This window comes from Oceanospirillum beijerinckii DSM 7166, from assembly GCF_000422425.1.
Taxonomy (GTDB): Bacteria; Pseudomonadota; Gammaproteobacteria; order Pseudomonadales; family Halomonadaceae; genus Oceanospirillum; species Oceanospirillum beijerinckii.
The window spans coordinates 135,942-150,076 of the sequence record NZ_KE383830.1 but is presented as its reverse complement, the minus strand read 5'-3'; the positions used below and the strand labels follow the sequence as shown (position 1 = coordinate 150,076).

The window sequence follows — 14,135 nt, the reverse complement described above, 5'->3', positions numbered from 1 at the left end:
ACAAGGGCATCTCCAGCAGAGAAGATGGCACATAAGTTAAGGACCAAGGCAGGACGAGCGATCTATGCCTTACGTAAACAAACGGTTGAGCCGGTCTTCGGTATTATCAAATCGGTCTTGGGCTTCCGTCAGTTCTCGCTACGAGGACTGAAGGGAGTGACAGGAGAATGGAGCTTGGTGTGTATGGCCTGGAATCTAAAACGAATAGCCAAGTTGCGCCTAAAATAAGGTATTGAACAGGGATATTCTCAAAAAATAGGAATATCCCTGCATAAATCGCAATTTTTTCTGATTTTTAAGCCTATTGACAGCTTAAGTCCGACAGGCTGCTAGGTGCCAATAAGAAAGCTCTTCGACACTTATCCTCTTCTTGCGCTCTTCTTGCCCTCTCCGGCCACTCACCGAAGGGGGTGATTTCCTTATGCTGGCATGTGCAAGTTTACATGAAGTTATAACATGTAAAATATTGTTTTTTCAGGTTCAATTATGATCAGATTACCATCAAATATCGGCGACTCTGTTAAAATTAAATCCATGCAAAATTATGTATGGATCTTCTGAAAAGCAGGATATTTATGAAACCTTTACTATTAACTCTAGCTTTGTCTTCTTTGTTTTTATCAGGCTGTCAGCTTACCCGGGTACAGGGACAGGTCGATGATATCGATGTCGATATTAAGAAGACACAAGAGCAAAGCAGTGAGCCTGCACCTAAATCGAAACATTGCCCTCCGGGACATGCGAAAAAAGGATGGTGTTAGCCAGACTCTTAGAAATTAGTTGCGATAGCAAACTGATAAGGAAGGGCCAACGGCCCTTTCCTGGATGGGATAAGGCACCTGAGAAATTATGCCAGAGACCTATTGCCAACAGCACTTTATCCTAAGCTTTGATAACAACGATACGGAGCCGGGGGAAACCAGCTCCCTTCGCATCAGAAACTGCGATTGATTGAGTTACCTGTTTCCGGTTCAAACTCCACGATACCAATCAAATCCTGTCCAAAAATCAGATTACCCGTATTTTTATTCAGCCACATAGGGCCGTAGTTCAATGAGTTAATCTTCAGAGGGCCGCCCATGCATAGCGGAAACCATTCCCAGTCTGATCGTTTACCGCAGCTTTTATGCGCCAGCAGGTATTTATTCAGCTTTGGATCATAAGCTGTCACCGTAACAGAGTTCATTTTACCAGAGACCCAGAACACTTCCCTTTTATCGTCCCAGACTACACGACGCCAGGCAGGTGGTTTAGGAGCTTTTCGAGTCAGCGCCTTTCTGTTGCCTGTAGCGGGGTCAATCTCAAAGAAGGTTTTCTCTCCACTGGAGTGAGTGTAAATTTTCCCATTATGCAGATACAGGCCTAACATAGGTCCACGCATATCAAACCCTCTGCCCACCTCCAGGCCATCATCTCTTCTGCCACTCAGCGTCACAAAGTCACACTTTGAGCCATCCGGGGAAATACGGGCAATACCTGTGCCCCCCATTTTATTGTTACTGAACGAAAGCAGGAATGAACCATCTGCCTGATCAATGGCAAATGCTTGCTGGGTATATTGCACATATTTCTGTGATTCTATTTTGATACTTTTCCGGCCAGATGGACATTGGCCATATTCTGCCGTCCGCCCTTGCCAGACTACACTTCGGTCGCCAGTCTCAGGGTCCACACGGAAAATTCTGGCCCCGCCACCCGATTTACCCTGCTCATAACCAAAACCGTACCAAAAGCCATCAATACCCGGCTGAATATCTTTCAGCTCAAAAAAGCGGGGGCCTTTAGCAATGACCCGATGGCCATATTCATCTTCTGCATCACCACTGATAAAGCGCCGGGACCAATCAGATAAGTTATAGGCTACAACCAGTCCCTTAGACTCTGCCCCCGCATCCCATTGCACCGAAGCAATCAGCTCATTTCTGTCGTAATCAATAAAACCACCGGTTAGCTCAGAATTGTAGTAATTCGCAAAAGAGGGCCCTTCTGCGATATTGATTCCCATATTTCTTGCTACTTCTGTTGGTCGCTGACAGACATTCAAACCTCCGGTATTCGCTCTGTTATTACCACAGCGGCAATCTGCAGGCAGTGCGGTTTTATGCTCAATATACTGTTTTAAGACACAGCTTCTATTGGCATATTCTGCATCGGGATTGGATAGCGATATTTCCTGCGCAGAAGCCGAAAAAGGCAATAAAACTGTAATCAGACTGGTGAATAGCAATTTATAAGGTTTCATCATTTCTCCATAAATGTAGCCTGCTGATGCGTAAAAACCGAGGGAGTTTTTACAATCGGCGAACCGGTGACGCCTATGTGAACGTGAATTTTATGGAGTCAATTAAACCTGAACAATCGGGGGTTAGTAGCAGCTTTTTTGGCTCTGCGGTACACTGCGTATAGAGCATAAATGGAAAAATCTTCTACTCTCTGCGCTATGTTTCAGCCTGCCGGCCGTTTCATACATGCAGAGAATCAATATCACTATAGGGGAAAAGGGCTAATCTCAAGCTGCACAGAGATATCGCCTCTGATTCAATGGATAGTCAGATCAATCTTTATCACTCGCTCGATGATGTTATCAGCCAACTTTATCAACTGGCCTTAACGACACCACATAGCTCATTCAAGGAGTCTGCATTTAAAGTTTTTGCCCGCTGTTTAAAAGCGGATAGTGGCGTATGGCTAACCCGTGCAGAACAACAGATTCCTTTTTATGAACAGGATGCCTTTACTCTTAATCTGCCAGAAGGCTTTATGGAGGATTACCATCACCTGTCGTCAGTATCGCAACAAGTACAGCAGGTATTTGGCATCATGCTGGGGTGTTTAGGACAGACAAAGGATATTCTTGATATTGTTCCCAAAGATGAGTGGCTGAATTCGGACATGTATCGTCTGTATTGTGAAAAATACTCACTGCATCACTCTTTAATGACCATATCCGTCGCACCTGAAAACCAGTTGATGCATATCGTCACACTGGCACGGCATGACGCAGATAAGCCGTTTACAACGGAAGAAAAGCAGATAAAAGAGTACTTAGTACCTAGCCTGATCGGCGCACTTAAGGTCAATATCCTTAATGGTTTTCAATCGACCTCACTCCCTACTGACGATATGGCCAAAAATGCCAGAGCCGTATTGGATCATTATGGCAATATTATTGAGGCCGAGACGGGGTTCTGGGATTTAAGCCAGCAGCATCAGCTGATTCATCAAGGTAAACTGTCTATCCCGGAAACCTTGCTCGATGGTATTTTTGAAGTTAAGGGGATTCCTTTTACCGCTCAAAGCGCTCATGGCCTGCTATACATTCAAGTACATAATGACCATAAACGCTTGTTAAGCCAGCGTCAGAAGCAAGTTCTGGAACTGATCCGCCAGGGTAGATCGAATAAGGAGATTGCATCTCTGCTGCAGATCACTGAAGCGACGGTGAAAAATCATGTTAAATCAATTCTGAAGCTCACCCACTGTTCATCCCGACAACACCTGATTTCTCAGCCAGACTATTAAGGACAATACATGGCGTTGCTACAATTGACTCCACCAAAAAAGCCACTGCAGCCTGGACAACAAATTGCCGGAATGTATGAAGGGATAAAAATATCGGATGAACTGGCTTTCAAAAAAGCCGTTATAAAACAATTAGCTTCTATAGTTGCAATAGAAAGTTTTTATTGGCTTGTGCAAGATTCAGAACACCAGCCTGATTGTATTACCTACTCAAACTCTGACTTTCATACAGCGTGCTCTCTAACTGAAGAGCAAATTACCATACTCAAAAAGCTACCTTTGACCAAAAAGCCAACCCCCCTGAGCCTGGATATTTTTCCGACAAAAAGCCAGCCCCTCTATATATCATCTCAATGCAATAAAACGGGCTTAATTCATACGCTGGTTGTTTCCGTTCTCAATGAAACAACAGAATACGGTGAACAGACAACAGATCTGCTGACATTGTTTTTACCACACATAATACAAGCATCTGCCCTGCAACAACTGAATGCCGCACGTATAAGCTGTTCGCAACCAGGTAGTCTATATGCAATATGTGGCTCATCAGGCGCCATAATAGAAGCCTCTGAATCCTTTGAAACGCTACTGGATCAAATGGGAGGACAATGGCTGGAGTGCATCTGTGCCTCGGCACCGGGCTTTATAGAAACAGACGATGTATTATGCAGAACGTACCTGTTACATGGCTTTACCTGTCTGGAAGCAATGCCACTACCCGATAGCTTTTCAGTATTGACATCAAAAGAGAAACAGGTCTGCTTTTTTCTGAGCAAGGCCTACACCAACAGAGCGGTTGCGGAACAACTGGGAAGTTCAGAGAAAACAATTGAGAACCAACTGACCAGTATCTATAAAAAATCAGGAGTCCGGTCAAGGGCAATGCTGATCCATACAATAAAGACTCACAGCTATACAGGTACCCTTTAAGCAAAGAGAAACAGTACCTGCATAAAGAGTTTTTGACATTTACACCCTTATCCTCTCCGACCGTTGGCCAAAGAAGAAAAAACCTCTGTATTTGCGCACTTACAAGACTGTATGATGACCTCGTCAGTATCAGTAGTATCAAATTAACGAGTCATTCGTCTGGAGTGCCAATATTTTTCTTTCCAGTAGGGATTATCCAGCCTTGATAAGATGACACCTTTTGACGTCGATGCATGCAGGAACTGATTACCTTCAACATAAATTCCCACATGTCTGACCTTTGAGCCTGTTCTGAAAAAGACCAGATCTCCGGGGCGCAGAGAGTTTTGCTTAATCCACACCCCTGTCTTTGATTGATATAGAGTGGTGCGTGGTAGCTCAATACCAAACTGTTTTTTGTAAACAACATATATCAATCCAGAACAGTCAACTCCCTTTTTGCTCGTGCCGCCAAGAGTATATCGAGTACCTTTCCAGTACTGATATTCTCGGTATAGGGCGGCTTTAACTGCCTGGGCATCAGAAAAACTGATTTCCTTGCCATGGCTAACAGCAGGGATTTCTGTTGTTGATCGCTTGGTGGAAGAGCCACAAGCCACCATCAAAAATGAAAGCAGTGCCACAACAACAATGGATAAGGACCTGTTCATGATGATACCTTCTCAACGAGAAAACCAGACATCCCAATCTATCCAATTGATTTATATGCAGTAAGTCATAATGTCTACTGATGTCACTACCCGATAGTATGCTGATTCTCAGTGATCAGCAAGATAAGACAGGTTATCTGACAAGGGCTTCCAGGAAGGCAAGGTGTACTGAGCTATATTATGTCTCAGATTGAGCCTTTATCACCCGTTCAACAATATGGCGTCCAATAGGAATGGCGGAAGTTGCAGCCGGTGACGGTGCATTACACACATGCAGTGAACGCGGGCTTTCAGCAAACAGGAAATCATGAACCAAGGTGCCATCCTTCAGCACGGCTTGTGCTCGGATACCTGCAGGATAAGGCTCTAAATCCTGCAGTTTTACTGAAGGGCAATATTTCTGCACCAGCTTGAGATAACCCGGTTTCCAAAGGGAATTCTTGGTTTCCACCAGACCGGTAAACAGGTGTTTTTTCAGTACACGCCAAAAGCCCGGAAAACGCACCATATCCCAGATATCGGTTGGGCTAATATTAATCTTGCCATAGCCTTCCCGCTTCCAACCCTGAACCGCATTGGGCCCTACGGTGACTGAGCCATCGATCATACGGGTCAGATGCACCCCCAGGAACGGCAGATCAGGATCAGGAATAGGATAGATCAGGTGTTTGACCACATCACTTTTATCTTCCGGTAAGCGATAGTATTCCCCCCGAAACGGCACGATCTGGAAATCGGTTTCGATACCCAGCATACGGGTCATACGATCCGCCATCAGGCCGGAACAACAGATCAGATAACGACAGTGAAAAGTGCCCTGATTGGTCTGTACCCGAATTTCGTCGCTATCTTCTTCCATCGCAGTCACTTGGGTGTTTAACAGTGTCTGACCACCCGTTTCACGAAAGCGCTCAGCCATCTTATTGCATACCTGGCGATAATCGACGATACCCGTTGTTTTGACCAGAATAGCACCCAGACCCTGAATATTAGGCTCTCTTTCTTTTAGCTGGGCCGCATCCAGCAGCTCTACATCCAGTTGGTTCTGATGACAGCGCTCATAGAGCGCCAGCATACGTTCATGTTCCAGTGGGTTAGTGGCTACCAGTAGCTTGCCACACTGGTCATATTTGATGCCGTTGTCCTGACAGAACTGGATGGTTTTCTCAACACCTTCCCGACAAAACTCCGCTTTCAGGCTACCGGGGGCGTAATAAACACCCGCATGGATCACACCGCTGTTATGGCCGGTTTGATGTTGGGCAAATGCAGACTCTTTTTCCAGCAGTACAATGCGTTTATCTGGACATTGCTGCTGCAACTGCCAGGCGGTGGAAAGCCCCACTATACCACCGCCGATAATCAAATAATCATATTGTTCGGTCATGATTGCTCTCAAATAGATAATCCACTTAAGCTTCGCTGGCTTTCAGTGCTTTACGGCTGTAAGTAAAAATAGCCAGAAAAACAATCAAGCCTGCTACGCTGATCAGCAGCTCATTATGGGGCCAGATCATAGCCACGCCTGCCAAACCGCTTAATACCCGCAGCGCCAGATTCAATTGGCTCTCCAGATAACCTTCCATAAAACCAGCTAAGGCATAGATACCAAACAGAGAGAAGAAGAAAATCGAAAGTACTTCTGACCAGCTGCCACCGATAAAGCCGGTATAGGCAAATAACAGTGGCACAATATACAGACCTTTTGCCACTTTCCACGCCATAAAACCGGTGGCCATCGGGGGCGTTTTGGCAATTGCTGCGGCAGCAAATGCGGTCAAACATACCGGAGGCGTGACATTACTGTCCTGAGATAACCAGAAGATAATCATATGGGCCGACAGCAGGATCATCGCCAATGTATCCGGGTCCAACGCCATTTCTAACAACTGGCCTTTAAAATCCCCAGGCACCAGTGCCAACAGCTGTTGAGCATCCAACTCACTCATAGGTGCCGATAATAACGCCGCTTTCTCAGCGTCAACCAAAAGAAAGATAGTTTGCGCTGCTTCAGGCAAGTTACCCGCCGCCATCATAGTCACCAGCCGCATCTCCGCAATCAGGCCATATAGTGCCGGAGCCGAAAGCGTCGCTAATACAATATAGGATGCGGTTACCGGCAGGCCCATACCCAGAATCAGAGAGGCCAGAGCAACCAGGATTAGGGTGATCAACAGACTACCACTGGCCCACTCAGTCACCATCAGGGAGAAGGTGTTACCGATGCCGGTCATCGCAACCACATTAACCACCAGCCCCACAGCAATCAGCAACATCGCTGTGGTTGCCATATTTTTCGAGCCTTGAGCCAACGCATCCAGAATATCTTTTAATCCCATGGGATGTTTGGATAACCAGGACGCCACCACAACGGAAATGATCGAGATACCCGCGGCATAGGTCGGCGTAAAGCCGTAGATCAGTAACGCAACCAACACCACCAGAGGCAATAGATAGTGCCAACCATCTTTAAATACTTCGCCTAATGGACGGCTTTCCAGTTCCACTGAACCTGCGTGGCTACGCATCGCTTCGATACGGACAAAAAAGCCTACCGACATAAAGTAAAGTAACGCTGGCAAAGCGGCGATTGAGATAATATCGACATAAGGAATCTGGGTATAAGACGCCATAATAAAGGCACCAGCCCCCATTACCGGTGGCATCAGCTGCCCACCGGTAGACGCCGCAGCTTCAACACCCGCTGCGAACTTGGCCGGGAAACCTGCTTTACGCATCAAAGGGATGGTGATCACACCGGTCGAAACGGTATTAGCTACCGATGAACCTGAAACCGAGCCCATCAAACCTGAACCCAATACCGCGACAAAGCCCGGACCACCAACAAAACGCCCCGCTGCACAGCGCGACAGTTCGATAATAAAATCCCCGGCACCGGACTTCACCAGAAAGGCACCAAACAGGATAAACATAAAGACATAGGTCCAGGAGATACGTGCGATCTGACCAAACATACCCTCGGAAGAGAAATAGCTACGATAAAGCACGGTTTCCAGGCTCAAGCCTGGAAAGCCAAACACACCGTCAATATACTGCCCCCACCAAAACACATAGGTCAGTGCGGTGACAATCATTGCAGGGATAAACCAACCGGTAGTACGCCGGGCCATCTCCAGAGCAATAAAGATGGCACAGATCGAGAAGACCCAATCCCACTGAGCAAATTTTACGCCCCCGGAATAGAGTTCATCCTCAAAGCCGATCAAATATAATGTACAGAGCAGTGCCGCCAGCCCCAGCAAGATATCCAGCACCAGAGCAAGCTTTTTACCCGCTGCAGTTTTGCTTCGGGTCATAGGCACCATCAAGGCACACAGCAGAGCAAAGCCGCCAAAGTGAATCGCTGACACCCAAAGTTCAGACAGGGTGCCCAAGGTATTAAAATAGATATGTGCCAGGGCGAATATTACACCCGTCCAATAGATAAAACGCCCCACAGTCGACTCTTCCGAGCGCTGTGTTAATTCCAGACTCTGTAGCTTGTCAGCCAATTCCTGATCGGTATTAGTCGAGGCAGTACTCATAACAGTATCCCGGTCATCAAAAGTGTCATACACAAAAACGATGGTGTCTTAACGACATAAATAACATCGTCAAAAATGCTGTTGCTAAACGAAATGAGGGGCCATCACAGCCCCTCAAAAAAGAGCGCTAAAGCTTACTCAGCAATCAGGTGAGCCGGAATCTCAATCCCCATCTCTTTATAGAAACGAGCGGCACCTGTGTGTAGAGGTACTGGTAAACCCGCAATCGCTTTTTCCAATGCCATCGCCTTAGTCGCTTTGTGAATACCATTCAGGAAGGGCAGGTTTTCGTACATGGTTTTAGTCAGCAGATACACATCTTCCTCTGGCAGATCATCACGAACGGCCAGAAAGTTAGGCTGCGCCATGGTATTAACCGCTTTACTTTGACCTGGGTAAGTATTGGCCGGAATTACAAAACGCGTCCAAAGTTGGTAGTTACCGTTGGCCTTTTTAATCTGCTCATCGGTAAAGTTCAGTAGCGTCATATCGCTGCCCAGAGCCGCATAAGCACGGGTCATTGCACTGGTCGGTACACCTGATGGGATATTCATACCGTTAACGGTGCCATTCTGCAGAGCATCAGCACTAGGACCATACCCCATATAAGCCAGATCAAAGCTATCAGGGTTAATGCCCAGACCGCTCAGAATCTGACGGCCAGAACCCTCGGTACCCGAGTTCTTCTTACCGATAGAAAACTTTTTACCTTCCAGGCCACTCAGGTCAGCAATAGTACCTGTTTTCGCAAACTCAGATTTAACAGCAAACTGTTCGACGTTTTGCCAAAGCATAGAAACTGAACGCAGGTGTTTTTGTGGACCTGAAGCCTTCAGTGCGCCATCGCCATTCCACGCCCAGGCACCATATAACCCTTGCAGAATGGCAAATTGCGCTTCGTTGTCACGCAGCAATTTTACGTTCTCACCAGAACCTGCTGAGTTAATGGCTGACAGAGACATTTTGTATTTAGGCTCCAGCTTAACCTTCGTCAGTGTCGCCAGGGCAACACCCACGGGATAATAGGTGCCACCCGTTGATGCGGTTGCCAGAATATAGGAGCGTTTCTCCTCTGCCTGCGCTAGACCAGTGACGCCCAGCGTACTGCTCATTAGCACGGCCAGGCCCAAGCTTTTCAGGCCCATATTTTTCAGGAAAGTACGTTTAGTCATTTTCATCGTTACGCCCTTAGATGGAATTTTTGTTTTTGGTGACTATAGGTATAGCAACTAAAGGGCCAACTTGCACAAAAACTCATAACATACTGTATTTAAAGGAAAATATAATCAAAACCCAATACAGATCATCAACCGATAAGCAATAATTTGCTTATCGGATACAAAATGATAGGCAAAAAATTGCTTATCAACAGTACGAAACGATTTTGTTTATCCCAATTATCCTTGATTAAGCGCCTTCCAGAGATAACAGTCAGGCTTAATTCCCTTTATATCTAACGGGCTACACCCAATAGGCAATTTTTTGCTTATTGGATAATCCAGTGCTGAAGCTGTAATCCTCTCAAAACTCAGCCTAAAGAAACTCATTACGATTGATATCGTATTTCACCATCTTCTGGTTCAGAGTCCTGCGCGGTAGATCCAATTGGTCCATCACTGCTTTAATATTGCCCTGATGTTGTTTCAGTGTGCGACAGATAACGTCACGCTCAAAATTAGCGACCTGAGCAGCCAGGGATAATGAACTGGCAACCGGCTGCTCAGCATCAAAGCCTGCGTCTTTTGGAAACAAGGTATCTGCTACTGATAACTCACCATCCAGGGCGTACCGTATTGCGGCATTTTTCAGCTCACGGACATTCCCCGGCCAGCTGTATTGCTGCATATTATCGATATCGTGATCCGTGATTCGACGCAGCGCACCTGAATCCTTAGTCACTGCCTTGCGAGCATAATGTTCAAACAGCAGAGGGATATCTTCCTGCCTTTCCCTTAATGGAGGTAGATATAGCGAGGTAACATTCAGACGATAAAACAGATCCTGACGAAAGCTCTCCTCTGTTCTTAGGTCTGCTTTAGAAGCGGCGATAATTCTCAGATTAACCTGAATCTGGTTATTGCAGCCCAGACGTTCAATCACACCATCCTGTAAAGCTCTCAGGATTTTCACCTGAAGATGAGCAGGCATACTTTCAATCTCATCCAAGAACAAGGTGCCATTGTTGGCATGCTCAAATTTACCAATACGTTTTTTTGCCGCACCGGTAAAAGCCCCGGCTTCATGGCCAAACAACTCACTTTCAATCAAGGCCTCAGGGATGGCACTGCAGTTGATTGGGACAAAATTATGTACGCCGCGGCTACTGAATTCATGAAGACACTGAGCAACTAATTCCTTACCGCAACCGGTCTCGCCATATATGATGACATTGGTATCCTGAACTGCAGCTTTTAGCAGATCTCGCTTTAATCGTTGTATAGAAGGTGATATGCCAATAATCCGATTATCAATACCCGACTGAGAGGCAATATTTTGTTGCAGCCGCAGGTTCTCCAGCATTAAGCGACGCTTTTCACAGGCCCTATCGATGGTTTCAACCAGACGCTCCGGTACAAAAGGCTTCTCAATAAAATCATAAGCACCGCTGCGCATTGCGTGGATCGCCATATCCACATCACCATGGCCGGTGACCAGAATAACCGGTAACTCAGGAATCATCGTCCGGGCCTGAGTCATCAGTTGCAGGCCATCCATGCCGGGCATTTTAACATCTGTTACCAGAATACCGGGGAAGTCTTCATTCAGAACGGTCATCGCCTGCTCAGCACTGTCGCGGCTGATAACCTCAAATTGAGCCATCTTAAGCCACTGCTCAGTGGACTGGCGGATCATCGCCTCGTCATCAACCAGTAGGACGGTCCCCTTCATCTTTTTGTCTCCGTTTTATCGAGGCTAAGTACCCGAATATAAATACTCCTGTACTTTCCAGCCGAAGCGGCCGGAAAGTACAGGTTTTATGTAGGAAAAATCACGGTATGCTTACTTATCGTGTAAAGTTGTATCAGTATTATTGATGACACATTTGTGCGTAATGGCAGTGCTTTGAGTATAAATGGGCAGTCGCACGGTAAAACAGGCCCCTCCTTCCATCGAGTTATCCACTCGGATTTCCCCCTGGAGGTCTTTGACGATGGATCGCACAATAGACAACCCCAAGCCTAAACCATCACCAATCGCTTTACTGGTATAAAAGGGCTCAAACAGCTGCTGACTATCCTGTACTGTGATCCCTGGCCCTGTATCTATCACCTGCAGAGTAACACGCTGATCAGTTTCAACCGGGGCCGATATAGACAATATTAATCGATGTTGCTGGTCAGAGCGTTCGCTCGCCATGGCATCACAGGCATTGGTAATCAGATTGCTAAAAATCTGCTCGAGCCGGGCATTATCTCCCGCAATAGACACCGCCTGGTCTGGAAATACACACTCTAACTGAATGCTTCCCTGCGCCAAGCGTTCCTGAAAGGAAGGTAATATATGATTCAGTACCTGAACCGGATCAACCGGAGACAGCTTCTCTGGTTTCTTATAAGCAAACGTTTTAAGTTGTCGGGTCAAGACGGCCATACGTTCAGTGAGTTGAGTGATAAGCACCAGATTCTCATCCAATAGATGATCATTACACCCCTGTTCAGCGGTCAGCCTGTCGCTTTGCTCCCCCCCCTTGTCAACACTTTGCTCTAGCCTACTTTCCGAATTCTGAGCCGTCCTCTGTTGAGCCAGCAGGTGGCGGCAAATAGAGACATAAGTGCGCATTGCCGTTAACGGCTGATTCAACTCATGTACTACAGCAGAAGACATTCGACCCAATGCTGCCATCTTTTCTGCCTGAGCCAATTCGTCCTGTGCCATTTTTAGCGCCTGGGTACGCTCTTGCACTTTTTGCTCAAGCTGATTATTAGCCTGCTCCAGCGCTGCACGGGTTTCCAGACGGGAGAGATTTTTTAAGTGCCGTTCACGTAACCACAGAAGAAAAAGCGCAAAGGCAATGCAGCCTCCCAGGCTATACAGCCTGGCCGTCTGCTCCAGATTATGTGCGCTCTTGATATTTGTAATAACAGACATCTGCCATTGCAGGTCATCCAGCTTTATAGACTGTACTAATACCTTTTGACCATCCTGTTGCTTACGGATATCAGCCACCACATCATCGCTTAAAAGCTGCTGCCTAAAAGGCTGTAAGATCGTATCCACCTCTTGCTGCACCCAGTGGCTATCACTGGCCAATAACACCCGCCCGTGCTGGCTGATCATATAACTTTCATTCTGAGGCAGGTCAGGTTGTAACACATCGAGATTGATACGTACTGTCGCAACTCCGGCAAAATGACGGTTATCATAGACAGAGGCCGATAGATAAAAAGCGCCGTCGGCCAGGGCATCAGGTTTGGACAGATAAATCCTATGCAGACCGTTTTTTGCTTCTACAAAGTAAGGCGCTTGAGCATGTGAAATCAGATAAAAATCCCGTTGCTGTCGCCAATAACTGAACGCTTTTGCTTGCCCGTTGCGATCCAGAATAAACAGTGCTGTGGAACCGGCAACTAAATTGGCTTGTTCAAGATAACGACTCACCTCGGCAATTTTATCCGGCGAGGGTGACAGTAACAGCTCCTTCACTTCCCTATTCTGCGAAATCAGAAACGGTAAATATTTGTATTCGTCCAATGCTGCCCGAAACTGACTGATCAACCCCAGCAAACGATCCTCACCATCACCTTTCAACTGAATCATCGACCAGTCATAAGCGTAGCGTCCCACTTGCCAGGTGAATAAAGACGAGCTGAGAGTTGCCAATAAAATAATCAGCAACAGACGTTGTAGTTTCAAAATGATATCCACCAGCTTGAAATTGAAAGCGCTGTGCTATTTCCAACCCTGCAGCCACTTTTGGTCGTTTTTTAATTCAGTCCAATCAATTGGATACTCTGTTTTCGAAATAACGGCCTCCAGCAGGCAAAAAAGTACTGTGCCGTCCTCCTCAAACTCAACATCCGTTACCAGGAAGTGTTTCTCTCGGTTCATTGGTTTAACCGCAGTCCATTTACTCTTGTATAGCTTGGCAGGATTGATTCTATTCATATAAACCCAGTATGTCGCTGAAACGCATAAAAAAGTATGTTCAAAAATTTACACATGCGGCTATTTTTACGTTAACAGCAAGCATTAGGTTCAGTGATTTATCATGCGATTCAACAGACGAATCTACCGTTGATTAGCCTGCAGACCAAACCCAAAAGCACAGAAGATTTATAAAATAGTCTACACAGGTCAGTGAGGAAACAGTGAGGTTCATTCGGCAGCTTTATTTCCATTTTGGCCTCTGCACTAGAGTCTATTGAAAATCAAAAGCCACCTACTATATGCACTTCCAGTCTACAATTCCCCTGGAAATACGATATAACCAACTGATATACAAAGAGATATATAAAAAAACATCAACCCTGCAGCACTCTCCCAATCG

11 protein-coding genes are annotated in these 14,135 nt (G+C 46.2%); 3 read left to right on the top strand and 8 right to left on the bottom strand.

The genetic code is table 11. The annotated features are described in order from the left end of the window. On the top strand, positions 1–228 hold a 228-nt coding region (locus H579_RS0121635; RefSeq protein ID WP_028301876.1), incomplete at its 5' end, for a transposase. A gap of 706 nt (positions 229–934) precedes the next feature. Here the strand turns inward: H579_RS0121635 and H579_RS0121630 are convergent. After that, a complete protein-coding gene (locus H579_RS0121630) occupies positions 935–2,242 on the bottom strand; it encodes a hypothetical protein (RefSeq protein WP_028302398.1) in 1,308 nt (435 codons plus the stop codon). Positions 2,243–2,541: 299 nt separating this feature from the next. Between H579_RS0121630 and H579_RS0121625 the strand changes: the two genes are divergently transcribed. Together H579_RS0121625 and H579_RS27005 are read left to right on the top strand one after the other, a co-directional pair. Next, the gene (locus H579_RS0121625; RefSeq protein WP_028302397.1) at positions 2,542–3,522 is read left to right on the top strand and encodes a response regulator transcription factor; all 981 of its coding nucleotides are present in this window, start codon (positions 2,542–2,544) and stop codon (positions 3,520–3,522) included. A 9-nt stretch (positions 3,523–3,531) separates the two neighbouring features. Then, positions 3,532–4,452 carry a helix-turn-helix domain-containing protein gene (locus H579_RS27005; protein WP_036567122.1) on the top strand — a complete coding sequence of 307 codons (921 nt, stop codon included), beginning with the start codon at positions 3,532–3,534 and terminating at the stop codon, positions 4,450–4,452. A 143-nt stretch (positions 4,453–4,595) separates the two neighbouring features. On the opposite strand, the gene H579_RS0121615 is transcribed toward H579_RS27005, so the two are convergent. The 7 genes from H579_RS0121615 to H579_RS0121585 form a co-directional block, all read right to left on the bottom strand. After that, positions 4,596–5,102: an NlpC/P60 family protein gene (locus H579_RS0121615; RefSeq protein WP_028302396.1), complete on the bottom strand. Its 507-nt coding sequence runs from the start codon at positions 5,100–5,102 to the stop codon at positions 4,596–4,598. A gap of 178 nt (positions 5,103–5,280) precedes the next feature. Beyond that, complete coding sequence (lhgO, locus tag H579_RS0121610) at positions 5,281–6,489, bottom strand: L-2-hydroxyglutarate oxidase (protein ID WP_028302395.1); 1,209 nt, start codon at positions 6,487–6,489, stop codon at positions 5,281–5,283. Positions 6,490–6,514: 25 nt separating this feature from the next. Then, positions 6,515–8,647: a TRAP transporter permease gene (locus tag H579_RS0121605; RefSeq protein ID WP_028302394.1), complete on the bottom strand. Its 2,133-nt coding sequence runs from the start codon at positions 8,645–8,647 to the stop codon at positions 6,515–6,517. Between the two features lie 134 nt (positions 8,648–8,781). Continuing rightward, complete coding sequence (locus tag H579_RS0121600; RefSeq protein WP_211224774.1) at positions 8,782–9,825, bottom strand: TAXI family TRAP transporter solute-binding subunit; 1,044 nt, start codon at positions 9,823–9,825, stop codon at positions 8,782–8,784. Between the two features lie 355 nt (positions 9,826–10,180). After that, the gene (locus H579_RS0121595; RefSeq protein ID WP_028302392.1) at positions 10,181–11,536 is read right to left on the bottom strand and encodes a sigma-54-dependent transcriptional regulator; all 1,356 of its coding nucleotides are present in this window, start codon (positions 11,534–11,536) and stop codon (positions 10,181–10,183) included. A gap of 111 nt (positions 11,537–11,647) precedes the next feature. Beyond that, positions 11,648–13,501 (bottom strand): sensor histidine kinase, encoded by a 1,854-nt coding sequence (locus H579_RS0121590; RefSeq protein ID WP_157834685.1) that lies wholly within the window; start codon positions 13,499–13,501, stop codon positions 11,648–11,650. 36 nt (positions 13,502–13,537) lie between these two features. Further along, entirely contained in the window at positions 13,538–13,753 is a 216-nt protein-coding gene (locus tag H579_RS0121585) for a TIGR02450 family Trp-rich protein (RefSeq protein ID WP_028302390.1), read from the bottom strand. Positions 13,754–14,135 lie beyond the last annotated feature (382 nt).